The 16,088-nt window shown below is 46.3% G+C and carries 9 protein-coding genes and 1 pseudogene; 3 read left to right on the top strand and 7 right to left on the bottom strand.

Annotated elements, in window-relative coordinates; genetic code table 11:
• The 4 genes from Q502_RS11765 to Q502_RS11745 all read right to left on the bottom strand — a co-directional run bounded on the left by Q502_RS11765 (position 1) and on the right by Q502_RS11745 (position 6,164).
• Positions 1 to 1,791: a TM1802 family CRISPR-associated protein gene (locus Q502_RS11765; RefSeq protein ID WP_099830354.1), complete on the bottom strand. Its 1,791-nt coding sequence runs from the start codon at positions 1,789 to 1,791 to the stop codon at positions 1 to 3.
• 6 nt (positions 1,792 to 1,797) lie between these two features.
• Entirely contained in the window at positions 1,798 to 2,532 is a 735-nt protein-coding gene (cas6, locus tag Q502_RS11760) for a CRISPR-associated endoribonuclease Cas6 (RefSeq protein WP_099830355.1), read from the bottom strand.
• A gap of 1,484 nt (positions 2,533 to 4,016) precedes the next feature.
• Positions 4,017 to 5,384 carry an ATP-binding protein gene (locus Q502_RS11750; RefSeq protein WP_099830357.1) on the bottom strand — a complete coding sequence of 456 codons (1,368 nt, stop codon included), beginning with the start codon at positions 5,382 to 5,384 and terminating at the stop codon, positions 4,017 to 4,019.
• A gap of 498 nt (positions 5,385 to 5,882) precedes the next feature.
• The gene (locus Q502_RS11745; RefSeq protein WP_133117342.1) at positions 5,883 to 6,164 is read right to left on the bottom strand and encodes a hypothetical protein; all 282 of its coding nucleotides are present in this window, start codon (positions 6,162 to 6,164) and stop codon (positions 5,883 to 5,885) included.
• Between the two features lie 922 nt (positions 6,165 to 7,086).
• Between Q502_RS11745 and Q502_RS11740 the strand changes: the two genes are divergently transcribed.
• Entirely contained in the window at positions 7,087 to 8,475 is a 1,389-nt protein-coding gene (locus Q502_RS11740; RefSeq protein ID WP_099830359.1) for a transglutaminase-like domain-containing protein, read from the top strand.
• Positions 8,476 to 9,278: 803 nt separating this feature from the next.
• On the opposite strand, the gene Q502_RS11735 is transcribed toward Q502_RS11740, so the two are convergent.
• From Q502_RS11735 to Q502_RS11725, 3 genes are all read right to left on the bottom strand, one after another.
• A complete protein-coding gene (locus Q502_RS11735) occupies positions 9,279 to 10,553 on the bottom strand; it encodes a hypothetical protein (RefSeq protein WP_099830360.1) in 1,275 nt (424 codons plus the stop codon).
• Positions 10,554 to 10,777: 224 nt separating this feature from the next.
• On the bottom strand, positions 10,778 to 11,437 hold the full coding sequence (locus tag Q502_RS11730; RefSeq protein ID WP_099830361.1) for a DUF6518 family protein: 660 nt from the start codon (positions 11,435 to 11,437) through the stop codon (positions 10,778 to 10,780).
• Between the two features lie 599 nt (positions 11,438 to 12,036).
• Positions 12,037 to 13,323 carry an MFS transporter gene (locus Q502_RS11725; protein WP_099830362.1) on the bottom strand — a complete coding sequence of 429 codons (1,287 nt, stop codon included), beginning with the start codon at positions 13,321 to 13,323 and terminating at the stop codon, positions 12,037 to 12,039.
• A 535-nt stretch (positions 13,324 to 13,858) separates the two neighbouring features.
• Between Q502_RS11725 and Q502_RS11715 the strand changes: the two genes are divergently transcribed.
• Complete coding sequence (locus Q502_RS11715) at positions 13,859 to 15,331, top strand: thioredoxin-like domain-containing protein (RefSeq protein ID WP_099830364.1); 1,473 nt, start codon at positions 13,859 to 13,861, stop codon at positions 15,329 to 15,331.
• Between the two features lie 590 nt (positions 15,332 to 15,921).
• A pseudogene (locus Q502_RS14850) lies at positions 15,922 to 16,088 on the top strand (IS256 family transposase); the annotation flags it as partial.

Raw genomic sequence — 16,088 nt, 5'->3', positions numbered from 1 at the left:
TCATTCCTCCTCTTCTACAGTTGCTTCCTCGGCAACTTCTTTTTCAGATGAACCCATCAACAGATTTTTCGAAGCTTCTCCACACAAGAATGCATAATTCAGGTCTGTCAGCGACGACTTCCATTTCATTCCGGCATTCAGCTGATATCTTCCCGCGAGTTCAAAGAGCTTCTCGACAAATCCAATATGAGAGGCGTTTTTTATCTTCTTCGAATAGTGCTTGTACTTATCTCTGAGATACGTGAGATGTTCTTTGAAGTCGTCTGGCTTCATCCTGTAACCCTTGATCCTCTGGTCGGCTGTACCGGTGTAACCCTGGTCTTTCTGAATCGCCACAACAAGAGCGTGGATCATTCCGATTACAAAAGTGAGCTTCAAATCATCGTTTGCAAAAAAGCCGGGATACCGCTCAAAATACTCTTCTAGTAATTCCTCCTTTGGTTTTTTCAAACCCAAAACCCCTCCTTCTAAAGGATTATTCAGTCTGTCCAGGAAATAACCCATTGCAACTATCGAATTGCGATCGAAGAATATACTGCTTAGTTCACTTTCTTTCGCATTCATCTTAAGAGAGTAAAAGTACCGCATCGAAGCCTTCTTGAAAAGATTTAAGTCTGCCTTGGTGCCCTTAAATATCGTCCTCATGAATTCCAGAAAATCATTTGGCGGCACTGGGCTGTCAGAGGAGTTCTTTTTTAGCTGAGCATAACCTTTAAAAACCTTCCACAGTATTTCAAATCTGATTCTGTGAGAACCTAAGGGTTTTAGCTCGGCCTCAATTTCATCTGCTGTTTTTGTAATAGCCGTCATCCTGGATGGCGGGACATCTTCAATGTTCAGGTAGACTTTCACCTCATCCTTGCCTCTTGCTTTGACAAAGAAGACGAAATTCAAGGTCGAATAGGCGTCCTCTTTGCTAAGTTTCTTGATCAACCTTAATTCAAATCTCTCATATCTACCGTCTTCTCCTCTGAACGAATCTGTAAGGCTCTTGAGCGCTGAAAGGCTATTTTCGGTGAACTGTTGGCTCTTGCCTACTCTGTTACCCGCGAATCTTGGAAGGACGTAAACTTGTGAATCATAGAAGTTGAGAGTTAACTTGTCGTCCGCAATCCTTTTACCCAGGGCGAGTTTGGAGAAACAGTCTTGGCAGAGAGGCATAGTAACATCGTGACTCTTGTTGCTCATCATATGTGCAAAACCAGGCTGATCAATTGTGCCAAACTTGAAGATGTTGCTAACTCTGGCACCAACTTCGGTTTCTTTCCCACACAAAAAGCAAACGCCCCTTCGGGAGTTCGGGAGCTTCTGAACTTCATTTAGGAAAACGGACCTGAACTCCTTGAACGCTCCCACAGATCGTCCATCGATCAAAACAGTCAAGAAATAGAATTCATTCTTCTCGGTAATCTGCTCAGCCTGCTCTTCAATATCTCTGACGATCTTCTCTTTGTTCTCTGAAAGAATAACTTTAATGTCATTCGCAAGTTCACCTGGATGCATCTCACAGAATTTCACAAACCTGTCGATCAAACCTGATGGACCTTTTTTTGAAGGTTTCAGAGTCAAAGAGTATGGGTCTGGTTTTGCGGAAGGAGTCTTTCTGTAGAGGTAATTAGCATCCGTTTTGTACGCTAATCTACAGCCGGAATAGAGAAGTTTGTCGTCCTCTGTTTCCAAGTCTATTGTTATGACTCTGGTGTATTTCTTGCCAAGATCCTCCGTCAACTGCTGGGTTTCGTCGAACTCATCTTCATGCCAAATCCCGATTTCGTAAACACTCTTGATCAATTCTGATCACCTCCTTTCGATAGTTTTTATCATTCCAAAACCTTGGGCGTTATTTGAACCTAGTCCCCAGTCGTAGGCTATCGATATAAGCTCGGGATCTGCTTGAAGCTCAAAGCGAAAGTCCCAGGCGATTTGAGTGAAATCCTTGTACTTCACAATCCGTTGAACCGGTCTTGAGGCAAGTTTGAAGGAGAAAACTTCCCCCGCTCTGACGGAATTACCCAATGCACTTGCCTTTCTGTTGAGGTTTTCCCGAATCTGAATTGTGAAATCTTTTTCTGTCGGATTGTAGAAATACGTTTTCTTTCTCCCGTCTGCGGTCATGAGGGTTGAATAGACAGTTATTGGTGATATTGTTCTCGCGCTGATGGAGCTCGCTTCTGGTATCTTGGGCTCAACCTCAATTGATCTCAGTTCAAGTGTTGTCCCTAGCAGTTGAATGCCTCTGTTCTTGATTAGGCTATTTGCAAAGGCCTGAACGTAGTATTCAAGTGGTGATGACAAGTGCAAGCTTATCGGAGGTGATAGAGTTATCGAGCCTTCGCCGATCCTTTGCTTGCGACCAAGGAGTCGGGAGAAAGTGAATGGTCTCAGTACTCTCCTGTTCACAGTTAGGCCGAAGTCGTGGCTTTCCGGGATTGCGCCTGAAAGTACCTCGTATATTGCCGACTGAAGAGGATATGAGTAACTTAGTGGTAGAGAGATGTTTCTTTCACTTTCGAGAGAAACTCTTATTCTCAAGACTCACCCCCGTGATACAAGCTTTGGTATAATCTCTTTGCCAGTCCTTACACAGATTAACTAGGAGTAATTGAAACTATGTAATGTAAGTTATTAGGACTGGCTTTTGTTTCTTTGCACTTCCATATTATATGTTATGTAGTTATGAGCTCGACATAGTACAATAATCATATTACTACTTTTCCTTTGATCAGCCAAACCCGATCTAGAGCTTCACCGAAGCATTATCTACAATCAATGCCAACCAGCAATGAACAACGCACAAAAATACGCACAATGCTCCCAATTGCTATCAATTCCTGACACATTCTCTGTTTCCATACTGAACATCATATTCTCACTTCTGTCACACTTAACAAGCAGTATATATCATCACATTAGCACGTTCATAAGGATTATAGTAAATGTTACCATAGTATTCAAAATGCATTGCCTGTTTCTCTCATAGAAAGCGTTTATGAATCCCAAGGACGGGTCCATGATCTGGGACGAAAGAGTAAGGACGACTCTTTACAGCGTACAGCGGAACTTCTGGTGTGCAGCGGCTCTTCAGGAGCGAGATGCTGAATCAATGGTTCAGGCGGAATCCCGGGCTCTTCCCGGAGGACGGGAGACTGTTGACGGAAGAGTTTCTTTTCATCAGCGTGCAGCGGTTCCTAGATCGAGATCCCGATCAGTTTCATATCGGGATGACGCTCTTTTCTTACTTCAAGAGTAGCTGGCGTGGTCCAGGCCAGGATCTCGATCTTTGAAACAGTTGCAAGTGCAATGTTGCAAGTTGAATAAGAAAATGGTTGTCCGTTATCGGTTCACCGTTCTCCGAGCAGAGCTTCAAGACCTATGAAGCTCTTTGGATGATGATCTTAGGTCCCTCAAGGGAGGAGGGCCACAAAGTGGCGGATGATGTTTGTTTCTAAGAAGAGCATCGAGAGAACGAGATGAGGAGAAAGTACGAGAAACAGGAGAGAGTTCTCGTCTTCTCGTGAGCGAAGCGAACGTCTCGACAACTCACTTTCTCGATTGATCTTATCATAGGACGGGTCCATGCTCTGGGACGGCTGACGGAGGACCGCTCTTCCAGCGTACAGCTGCTCTCGGTCTGACCCTTGGTTATTGGAGAATAATATAAGAACACTAGGGTTTAACTAACACTTCCTCGTAATTGCTCTGAATTTGAGAGAAATCAATTGGTGAATTGTAATTCAGAGATCCATGAGGTCACGGTCGCGGTCTTCTCGGTGGACGGTGGTCCGTTGACGGACAACGTTGTTTTGAGCAGCGATCAGCGGGATCTTTACTTTCAACGTACAGCTGGTCTAATTGAACTCGTCAACCCATATTTTCGCTTTCCGACGAAGTCCTGACTTGCCACCGAAGGTTACTGGCTTCTCGATTCCTATTCCTCTCATCAGAAGATTAGTAAACTGTCGAAGAGGTTTCCTCCTGACAGATTTTTCGAAAGTGGTGTGATTATCACAGGATCTTTAGACTACTCTTTGGTCACCGTGAAGGAGAATGAGAGATCGATCGGATTTCGCCTCGTCAATTAGAGCTTTGGTGAAGCCAGATCTGCTGAAGATAGCGTACTCCTTCTCTTTGAATTCATCCCATAGCGGCAGATCTCCCCTTTTACGCAGGGCAGCGAGAACATCCGTTCCGACAGGCCTTTCACTCCACTTGACTTCTCCCAATAATATTCGTCTCTCTTCTCTGTTCATGCCCACCAGATCGATTTCAGCGTTTCTATCCCACCAGCGACCGATTTCGAAGTAATTCGTTCCGCTAATCCACATGACAACACTGCGCGCGAAATCCTCATATGTGAGCGAGAAGAACTGGTTTTCGGTATCTTTCAGGATGCTCAACAGTCTTTCCCTCTGATCGGTGAGTATAAGATCTTTGTAATAGAAAACATAACGGAAGTAGAATCTGAAGAAGTTGTCTGCTATTCTGTATAGTCCCTTCTTGCTTTTAAGCGGATCTTCACCCACTGGTACTTCTTTCTCGACTATGCCAAGAAGATTTAGAATGGAGATATATTTCATGATGCTACTTTTGTCGATACCGGTTTCGTTTATTATCTCGCCCAGTTTTCTCTTTCCGAGCGAAATTGCCCTCAAAATGGCGAAGTAGTTTCTCGGTTCTCTGAGCTCCTCATTCAGAAGAAACTCGGCTTCGGCAAACAACACCTCGTTCTGGTTGTATATCTTCTCCATGACATTTCCGTAGTAGTCAAGATCGCTGTCAAACTGCTCAAGATAGAACGGTACTCCACCAAGAGTGCCCCATATCTTGAGTAAATCGTCAAATTCGTATTTCTTCTCGAAGAACTCGCCGATTTCATTGAAGGGAAACTGGTTTAGAAGAAGCTGTCCAGTTCGCCTGCCGTATAGAGGGCTCTTATAGCTCAAGACACTGTTCTCCATTACGGAGACGCTCGAACCCGTTAGAATGAGAAAGACATTCGAGTTTGACAAGTATTCGTCCCAGCCCTTTTGAAAAGACGAGATAATGCCCGGTTCTCTTTCTATAAGGTAAGGAAACTCATCTATCACGAGTATGTATCGATCGTGCTTGGAGGCAAGGTACTTGAACAGCATCTCCCAGTTGGAGAATCCGGCTATTATGTCTTCGTCGAAGAATTCAATAACCTTCTCGGAGAGCTTCTTCAGTTGAAGATTCTCAGGCAGTTTCTCCGCCAGGTAATAGATCCCCCGCTTCTTCCTCAAGAATTCCTTTGTGAGTTCTGTCTTTCCAACTCTCCTTCTACCGTATAGAATAAGCAGTTCCGGTTTTCCCCTTTCGAATCTCTCCTCGAGATAGGCTAATTCCCTCTTTCTGCCAACAAACACAATAATCACCTACTTGTTATACTTTACAGTATTATACTATATAGTATATTGATAGCAAATCATCTTCGTATCTCTCTTTCTTTCTAGATTTCCGATTAATTTCTTTGAAAGGACTCAGCATTTTGTATTATATATACTTAAGTCTTCCAGGTAATTCATGAATCTTTCCGACGCTTATTTTCTTCTACGCTATATTGATCATTTGAAAAAGAGCAATAATGTAGGACAATATCCCGTAAAGGGTCCCTGAACAGGAGCCCCAAACAAAAGCATTTTGGGGCAGGCTTTCAGGGAAGGCTCTACGAGATGACGCGCGGGGATGTTACTGGATGATACAACATGTTTTCGGGGCATGATACTCTCCCCTTAGAATATCTGACATGCTGCTTGTAAGGATCTGGGCTTAGGTCTTGACGAAAGGCGGATCCATGATCTTGGACGGGCAACGAAGGACGGCGCTTTTCAGACAGGATGTGACGTTTTAGCAAAAATCCGTCTTCATTCTCTGACGGAAAGCCAAGTATAATCCGAATCAACGGGATAACCATTCAACAGCTCAGACGCAGCGCCGGACATATTCTCCCCAGATACGGTTCCGCTCATGTTCAGGGTAAACACAACACCATCTTTGTAGCTGCAAAAAATCACTTCCATTACTATTTTGCCAAACCTTGTAACTTCGCCCTCGATAGTTCCCGTGTAGGTTGAAAGCGGCCTTACCGCCGTTCCGCTGAAGTCGGCCCCTTCCTGCGAAGTGCCTACTAGATCTATCGGTGTCACAGAACCTCCTTCAACCTTCGTGACTGAGGTCTTCCACGTTCCGATCATATTCGGAAAGCTTGCAAGAAAACAACCAGACAAAACCATAAGCAAGAAAATTGAGCATATCGCGATTGCAGAAACTCGTCTTGTTTCTCCCTCCTGTTAACAAGACAATCAATCTAAAATCACAGGCAGAACTGATCGAGTGCAAATCAACCGGCAAACACGCCAAAGGCCAGTACCAAAAGTCCTTTTTCCGATCAGTCGAGATCTTGCCTTCTCGAACCTCCGTACGGACCTTCAATTATCGAATCAATGGGTGCTGGAAACCGCTTATAGAAAACAGAACCGCGCTTGTTCTGATGTCTCCTAATAGATTGTAGGAGAAGTGATGGCTATTTAGGATCTTATCTTTAGAGTGTATGATGCCAGTTCAAAGGGAACCGAACGTGAAAGGAATACTTCGCTTTTATCAGTAGCTCCATTTCGGGGTAGACCGACTCTCACTACCGTCGCGACTGGCATGAGATTTGTCAGTTGAAGTTCTGAAATCAGCCAATACAGAGAAAAATGAAAATGAAAGTCGGCTTGTTGCCACTACTTGCCTTTGAGAAGGCCTATTCATGGATCTTATAGTCAATTCTCCGAAGTCCTCTTCATTGGAAGAACGTCTTGTTTCTCAACTTCCAGATCTGAGATGGGGCTAGAGAACAGATACTTGAGCCCTCCTGTATCGATTTTAGCCGGTTAGCTTCACTGCTCCACTGGAAATTGAGCGCTTGAAATACGTACTTCTGGGAAAACTGCGAAGGTCATCCCTTGAGATCGCAAGACGAAAATACATCATAAGACTACAATTAGTGTTTAAATTTCTAAAGTCAATCATTATATACTTGCCTTGTTGTGTCCAATCAGGCAACAGAAAAGAGGGCGGTAAGCCATGAAATTGAAACTGGTTCTTGTGATCGTTCTCATTTCTACGGTTGCTTTCGGCGATTTCTTTCAACGGTCCGACGAGTATTTGAGAAGACAGAACGAACTGAAAAGCGCCCTGGAATTCTCACTGACATTCGAAGAGGCTAAAGAGATCATTGTGAAACATTATCCGGAACTCAAGATCGATGAAGAAGTGAGAGAGTTCATCGTTGAAAGAGACATACAGAGAACTATCGTTGACGGTATAGAGATGTATTACATAGACTTGGAGCATAACCTCTTTACCCGCGATCCCGAACTTGTCGAGCGAGAGCCAGAGTGGTCGGCGGGCAACGTCTTGCTGGTCAGGTACCTTCTAGAAGAGTACGGATCAAAGAATACGCCTTTCGCCTCCTTCAAGCCAGCTCACAGCCCGTATTTCAACCCGAAGAATTACCTTGTGGAATATAAAGTAAATACTGAAAGATCCCTCTTGCCGGATAAAGGTTCATTGAGAGTCTGGTTCCCCCTTCCTCTGCAGACAGCGGCTCAAGAGAATATCTCTGTACTTGAGGTGACCCCGAAGGAAGCGGTGGTCGGCCTTCCCAGAACTTCCGGCGATATAGCTTATGTCCTCTTCGAGTTCGATCTTTCGAATCTCGTTGAGGATCTGGACATAACCGTGCAATTTACTTTCACACACTATCAGCAGCAGTTCGATATAGATCCCGATCAGGTGGGCGAATACGACAGGGAAAGCTCGCTTTACAGAGAATACACGAAGTCTGAAGGAAGCATTTATTACGATGAAAGATTCGAGGAGCTTGCCAGAAGCGTTGTTGGAGATGAGACCAATCCTTACCTTCAGGCAAAAGAGATATATTACTACGTTGTCCAAAACATCAAATACACTTTTATGGCCCACGTTGCAATAGAGGCGGCCGGAATTCCGGAAAGCCTTTACTCTTTCGAACACGGTTACGGTGATTGTGGTACTCAGTCGATGATCTTTTCAGCCCTCTGCAGATCGATCGGAATACCTGCAAGGGCGCCGGGAGGCTTTCAGGTTTTCTCCGGACAGCTGGGTTCTCATTTTTGGGCCGAGTTCTACCTGCCGAATTACGGTTGGGTTCCTGTAGACACCTCGGCAGGGCAGATTGCGACCTACACCTATGGTATTACCGAGGAAGAGCGACAGGAGTTCATCGATTATTTCTTCGCCGGCCAGGATCCGTTGAGACTCGTAGTTCAAAATTCCGTTGACTTCTTGCCGGCAGAGAAGCCTTCTGACACTCAGCTGCTTGAGATCACGCTGCAGTCTCCATTTGTTGAGAGCGAATTCGGTAACGAGGAGTTTGATGTCACTATCGCGATTCTTGATTCTTTCAGCATGAAGACGATTTTGTTGAGATAGGGGGGGTCAAAGGGTGTGAGAGGCATTTCAAAGAGCACACTCCCCACCGCAAGCGGTCCCCCCCGCTCAAGCGGGGATTGAGATCAAGAGCAGAAGAGCGGTTCATCAGACACATCGTGTCCGGGTTCCTAATTAAAAACCACGAAATGATGAGAGAGCACGAGACAGATGAGATGAGATCCAGGTTGAGCGCTCGAGCGGGGATTGAGATCAAGAGCAGAAGAGCGGTTCATCAGACACATCGTGTCCGGGTTCCTAATTAAAAACCACGAGATGATAAGAGAGCACGAGACAGATGAGATCCAGGTTGAGCGCTCAAGCGGGGATTAAGAGCTTTGCTTCGTAGTGAGCATCTGTTCGCTGAAAGGCCCGAAATCCGTCAATGGTCCTCCGCCCCACCGAGAAATACCGGTTCTTCGTTCCGACACATCGTGCGTGTCCAGGTGCCTGGTTAAGGGCACGAGATGAGGAGAGAGGGCGAGACGAAGAGCCGGTCTGGGGTTTTGGGTCTGGTAAGAATCGTCAGGAGCCGTCCTTCGTACTTCGTCCCAGATCATGGACGCTCTCATGGGGATGCCCCCGTGGGCGGAGCAGGCAAAGGGCTCCGCTTAACTTTTCGTTTCTGTCCTGAAGAAAACCCTCACAGATTTATGTCTACGATTTCTCCTCTTAATGGGAAAATCGGAGTCTGACCCGATTTATCACTCCGACCCGATTTATCACTCCTGGGCCTCCCCAAATGTTTTTGCAACTGATCCTTTTCTCTTCCTATCTCAGAACAACCTCTAGCCTAGTTTTTGCATTCATTCCCAGGAGCAGTACTTCTGCGGAACCGACTTGCCTATCCTGTTCGATAGATCCAGGTTATCAGTATAATAGGGAGTCCAGTTTCCAAGCGCCGCCAGATGCGCTTTGCAGAATAGCATGCTTATTACCGGGACATTGTAGATCACGGAGTCGGCTCTTACCAAGGTGAATTGTGTCGAATCATTGAGAATACCGATGGCGCCTTCTACGATTGAGCTTGTCCATTCGCTCCCTACATCTGTTGAGTTGAAATCATTCATCAGCTCGTAAGGGGAGACCAGCGAGTACCGTTGGTCCATATCGCTGGAAGCGCCTTCTTGCTCTCTACATGCGGTAAGTACGGTTCTCATGTTATCTATGGTATTCAGATCATCTACAAAGCTTCCGGAATGGCAAGAACCGAGAAGGAAGTTGAACTCAGTCAACGGGTAGCTGGTGAAGACTGTGCTGAACTGCCATGCGAAGTGCCAGACTCCTCCGAGTTTTACCGCGTCGGTGTCACCATGCGCAATAATGTAAACAGTCACTATCTCTTTTTTCAGGGCATACGAGTTGATGCTGGTCAAAGTATTCGCCGCATCCTCGCCGAAGACCCCCTGAACTTCAACCGTTCCTTCAGGCATGGCATCCCTGTATGCCTTGGCCAGATTCAAGAACTGCATATATGTCTGAACTGAATCCTCGTACAAAGGTTCCGAAGACAGCAAACCCTGAACGACAATGATCGCCTCTCCCTCACCCCAGTCTGGGATTATCTTGTCGATCACCGGATTCTTCAAGATACCGGAAGGTTCTTTCAGAACAACGTTCCAATCAATAAGTCTTTCTTTTTTTGGAAAGGGCAATTTCAGCTCATCCGGAACGACTTCATCTACCCTGGGCAGCCATTTCCCTGGGATGATCCTGTATTGTCCGCTATCCCCCACGACAATCGCCTTGACGGGATGGGCGAAGAACGAGCCGGGATCAAGATCAAGAAGAAAGAGGTAAGAGGGTTCGGTTACTACTATCTTGTTGTTCGTCGCGCTAGTTGCACCTATTGCTCCGTCGACTATGGCACTGGGGTTTTCGAGATCGATCGTTGTACCCAAGACCAGCTTCTTAGAGTAGAACGAGCAGATATACTCTGAGCCTTGAGGAATCTCACCGGGAAGAATGGCTTTGACGATTTCTATCGCCGCTTTCAGATCTTTAGGCAGTTTCGGAAGACAGCCAGGAAGAATCAGAAGCAGCAACACGACAGCAAAAGTAGTGATTAGAGCCTTGCGCATAAAAACACCCCCATCAAGCCTCCGCGAAGCAGATGACTTCACGTAATTTGAGTGAACCCTGTCGGTTTAAGAGCAAAGCAACTAGATATCAGACGAATGTATCATATCTGATAGCGAAATCAGCTCATTTGAGGGAGTGTAGTCATTTTGCACTGCGTCACTAGCAACGCAGATTTCTTGGCGTATCTTATCCTTTCAAAATAAACAGTCAGAGCAAATAAAGACTAAAGCATTCCCCAGAATAGATTAAGGGGTGCAGTGAGAAAAAACGCCAATACTCCGATTGTGAAAACCTTAGCCATTTGTCTGGGAGATTGATAAAGCACAAAAAATGTGCCAATCCATAAAATCAACTCCAGGCCGTTCCTGATATCGAGATACCAGAAACCAAAGGCAAGAGCCTGTCTGGTCATAAACATGAAAATTATAGCCGAGATAATAACTGGAATAATCCCATTTCCTCTCGCGTACCAGCATACAAATGCCATAAATGGTGAAATGAATGCCATCGTAATCCAGATCACCATATATGATTCCTGAAAGAAGCCGGCTACAAATGCAGTATAGAGATAATAGCTGCCCACCATTCCGACGAAAAACAAAAAAACATTTGTAGCCGCCCTGAAGGGGGTTCTGCTGTATACGGAAATCAACACGGCAAAGAAAATCCAAATCCCCATCCGTGAGAAGAAATTCCTTAAATCCAGAAACTCAAGGATCGGAGGCAATAAATTACTGGCAGTCTTATCGAGAAACTTTGAAGTTGTTCCCAGTAAAATTCCTGCAAGCAGTACAGAAAGCGAATAGAGTATTTTCTTGTGTATTGTTATCGAAACCGATTCTCTGATCTTTTTGAGGAAGCCCAACACATTATCATCTCGCATAGTGGAAGCATTGCCACCTAATTAAAGACCTTCAGACGCCTGCTCCGCGGATTTATCAAGTTCCTACTTTCCACATTTCCCCTATGGTCTCTTCAAATCTCACTTCCGCGAAGACGCACTCCACTCACAATCTTACCATCAATCATGAACAAGGCACGCCCGGTCTGGGTCGCCGCCGAGAAGAACACGAGATGAGGAGAGAAGGCGAGACGAAGAGCCGGTCTGGGGTTTGGGGTCTAGGGTCTGGTAAGAATCGTCAGGAGCCGTCCTTCGTACTTCGTCCCAGATCATGGACGCTCTCATGGGGGAATCCCCGTGGGCGGAGCAGGCAAAGGGCTCCGCTTAACTTTTCGTTTCTGTCCTGAAGAAAACCCTCACAGATTTCTGTCTACGATTTCTCCTCTTAATGGGAAAATCGGAGTCTGACCCAGTTTATTTTTTCTGGAAAATCGGAGTCTGACCCCGTTTATTTTTTCTCAATCCTCTAGTCTCGCTCTCACAAACGCATCTTCCGGGCCGGCGATGGGTATTGGAATGATTATTGTAAGTACGGAAAGAAATACGGAAAAAAGGAGTCTCTATTCGTCCTTGCCAGTCAGTCACGAAGAACCGTTCCCATCATGACTATAAATCGGAGGCGGAGAAAAGAAAGCTGGAATGCTTGCTGTCAAAGAGAAAATCATCATGATAAAAAGAATCTCCGAGTAGCCGGAAAAATAATCGTAAGCAAACCCAAATGGTAATGGTCCCAAAGAGGAACCGATGACCATTGCCGTCATAGCAGTACCCCTGATTGTTCCCTGATACTTCCTGCCGAAATAATTGGGCCATAGTACATTGGTACTGACTGATTCAAAGGCCATAAAAACGCCGTGCAAAGCGGCATAGACAAGAAGGATCTGCTGACTCGTGCCCAGAAGAAGAATCAAGAGGTTGGCTGCATAAACAAGGTAACCGATAGCTTTGATGATATGGATCTTGAATCTGTCCACCATGAATCCTGCTATAAAAGTCATCGGAAACTGTACCATCGCGATAACACTCAGGATGAGAGCGGCAAAAGTGGGTGTAAAGCCTTTTGTCTGCATGATCGAAACCATGTGAAATGTAACCCCGGTATTGATCATGGCCGGAACGCTCGTACAGTAAATCATGAACCAATAAGCTCTCGTCTTCATGGCTTGTCCTAACATCCATGGATTATCCTTAAAGACGATCCTTTTGGGGGTGTCCTTTTTCTTCTTTTCTTTAGTCTCTTTTGACGTTTTCCCGTCAGGTGTTTCGCCCATATCTTCCGGTTTGTCCCTTACTAAAAACCAGCCAACTGGTAGCATAAGCAAGAACAATGCCAGTGACCAAACACGCCATCCTGTCTCTGCACCAAAATTCTGGATCAGCCAGTTGTTTGCCGGTGGGAAAAAAGCGAAAGACGCAACACCTCCAATCCCCATAATGCTCAACGCCTTTCCGCGGTGGCGGGAAAACCATTGGGCAACAAGCGTTGAAGGCAGTAAACTCATCGAACCCTGACCGAGAAGTCGCAGGAAGAAAAAGCCAACAATGAGCATAATGGGATGACTGACGATACTCATCCACAAGCAGGTCAATCCCAGCAGAGTCGGAATGACTGCAAACATTTTCCTGTGACCGAACTTGTCAACGGCTTTTCCGACCAGGGGAAGCGTGAATCCGGCAATGAGGGTGGCAATGGAATAATAGCCCGACACAAGCGAACGGCTCCAGCCAAATCCGTTGATATAAGAATTTATGAATATCGAAACAGAATAAGTCTGCCCAGGCCCTGAAAAGAAAGCTCCGAGTGCTGCCGCTGCAACTATGATCCATCCGTAGAAAAGACTCTTACCCTTGAAAATCCTCGATTTCATCTGCAGCCCAACTTGTCAAGTTTGAATTTCAAGATTGTACCATACTTTTTCTTTACACCCGGGACAGTTCTTTGTTCTTCGGTGAATCAATTTTTGACAGGAAGAGCGTCAGTAAACGTTCTCCGAAAAGAGCAGCGGGTCTGGGGTTTGGGGTCCACCCGGCCCTGCGCAAGCAGACTGGCGGTTCTTTGAAACCCGTCCTTCGATACTCATCCAAGATCGTGGACCCGTCCTTGGGGAACAGAAGAGCAGTTCCTCGTTCCGACGCTACGCGTCCAGGTTCCTGGTTAAGGGCACGAGATGAGGAGAGAGGGCGAGAGTCCGAACCCTCGAGACGTTTTCGGATCTCATAAGAGAATAACTCTCACAAGAAGCAATGAAACAGCGCAATCCTATCTAATGCATAGAACACCGCCTGCTGTGCTTACCTTTCTCCTACATGTTATGCACTTTTCAAGTGAGTTCGAGGCTGGAAGAATCTCGATGTGATCCAATTATTGCGATTCTCAGTCAAAGCTGGAAAGAGGTGATTGATTTGTATGGAAAAGCAGTCGAATTTCCGTCTTCCGGTAGGTGGATAAATGTAGAGCGACCCTTGACTCTAGAGGATCTCAAAGGGTATGTCGTGCTGTTTGATTTCTGGACTTACTGCTGCATAAACTGCATTCATGTGATCCCGGACCTCAAGTGGCTGGAAGAGAAGTACAATGACAGTCCTTTTCTCGTTATCGGCGTCCACTCCGCGAAGTTTGAGAATGAACGTGAAGAGAGGAATATCAGAGCCGCTGTCGAGCGCTATGAAATAGAACATCCCGTTCTTATCGACAACGAGTATTACCTTTGGGACAGGTATGTGGTTCGCGCGTGGCCGTCCTACGTCCTGATAGGACCTGACGGAAAGATTTTGTCAAAGACCTCGGGCGAGGGCAAGCGAGATTACCTCTCAAATGAGATTTCCAAAGCTCTCGAGGATGGTATGAGGAGAGGGATTCTAAGCAACGAGAGGATTCCGGTTACGCCGAATGTATCCAAGAGAAATTCGACTCTTTCATTTCCCGGGAAGATTGCTTTTGGGGATTCAAGAACGATGTTTATTAGCGATTCGAACAACGATCGAATACTCGTGACGGAGCTTGCCTCTCCTTTTGAAGCAAAGGTTACCGATCAGATCGGAGGCCAAAGTAGCGGCTTTGCAGACGGAACTTTCGAAGAGGCGCGACTAAACAGGCCTCAGGGCATGGTCTATTCAGATGGTGTACTCTTCATAGCCGATACAGAGAACCATGCAATCAGAAAAGCCGATTTGAGAGAAAGAAAATTAAGGACGATCTCGGGCGACGGTTTTCAGGGATTCAGCTGGCAGTACAGCGGCGAAGCATCTAAGGCGCGGCTTAACTCCCCATGGGATCTGCAGTCAGACGGAAGGTACCTCTATATCGCTATGGCCGGAATGCATCAGATCTGGAGGCTGGATTTGAAGGAGAACTCAATTCGTTCATTTGCAGGGAGCGGAGCCGAGAACATTGAAGACGGGTCGCTAAAGGATGCGAATTTCGCTCAGCCCAGTGGAATCTACCTGGATGGAAAGAGTCTTTACGTTGCCGATTCGGAGGTTTCGGGGATAAGGTATGTAGATCTCGAAGCGGAAAAAGTGCACACCGTTGCAGGAAGCGGACTCTTTTCATTCGGTCATATCGACGGGATTCTTCAAAGGGCTCTGTTCCAGCACCCGCTGGGTATTTACGGTAATGATAGATTTCTGTACGTTGCCGACACCTATAATCACGCAATAAGAAAGATCGATCTGGGAATCAGGCGTGTTGAGACGATGATCAAGAATCTGGGAGAGGGAACCTGCACCCTGGATGGAGAAAAGTGCTCTACTCTCGGTCTTTTCGAGCCAAACGATGTCAAATACTATAACGGGCTGTTGTACATAGCCGACACGAATAATCACTTGATTAGAGTTTTCGACGGGAAGGAACTGGTAGAGTTAGTTATTGGCTAAAAACATTCCGAGAGTGTATGAGGAGGTGAGGCTGGAATAAAACATTTGACGTAAGGCTGCCTTCGGCAGGAAGTGATGCCACCTTCGGTGCGACGCATTGCACTGAGGAGCATCAGTGGACGCAAGGCGCCGAGGAGCATCGGCGGGCGCAAGGCGCCGAAGAACATCGGCGGACGCAAGGCTGGCGAAGATCACGCCAGGTCGCAAGGCCCGGAGAAGCATCCGGGGACGCAAGGCCCGCTTCGCGGGGATGAAAACCACTTCAAGATCAGGCGCAAGGCGCCGAAGAACATCGGCGGACGCAAGGCTGGCGAAGATCACGCTAGGTCGCAAGGCCCGGAGAAGCATCCGGGGACGCAAGGCCCGCTTAGCGGGGAAAGAGCTGCTTACAATATAACGCTGAACGCTGTGAAGAGTCGTCCTTAGTCTTCGTCCCTGATCATGGACCCGTCCTTTGGTTGGGAAGAGCCTGAGGTCAGAGGCAAGAGGTCGGAAGAGCGAAGAGAAGAGAAGTCCAGAGATCTTGAGAGTATGTAAAAAAGATTGTGTAAACCCTCTAGAATGGAATAGAAGAATGGAGGGAAGAGAAGATGAAATTTGACAGAGAAAAGATCAAGTCGTTAATCGAGAAGAATGGATTTGAAAATGTCGGAGATGTTCAAGAGGTAATGAAGGAGTTGTTTGGTGACATTATTAAAGAAATGCTTGAAGGAGAGCTAGAGGAAGAGCTTGGATATTCGAAGCATGACTACAAGAG

Source organism: Mesotoga sp. Brook.08.YT.4.2.5.2. (assembly GCF_003351125.1).
Lineage (GTDB): Bacteria > Thermotogota > Thermotogae > Petrotogales > Kosmotogaceae > Mesotoga.
Note: the sequence above shows the minus strand (reverse complement) of the source record. Positions and strands in the feature narration are given on the sequence as shown.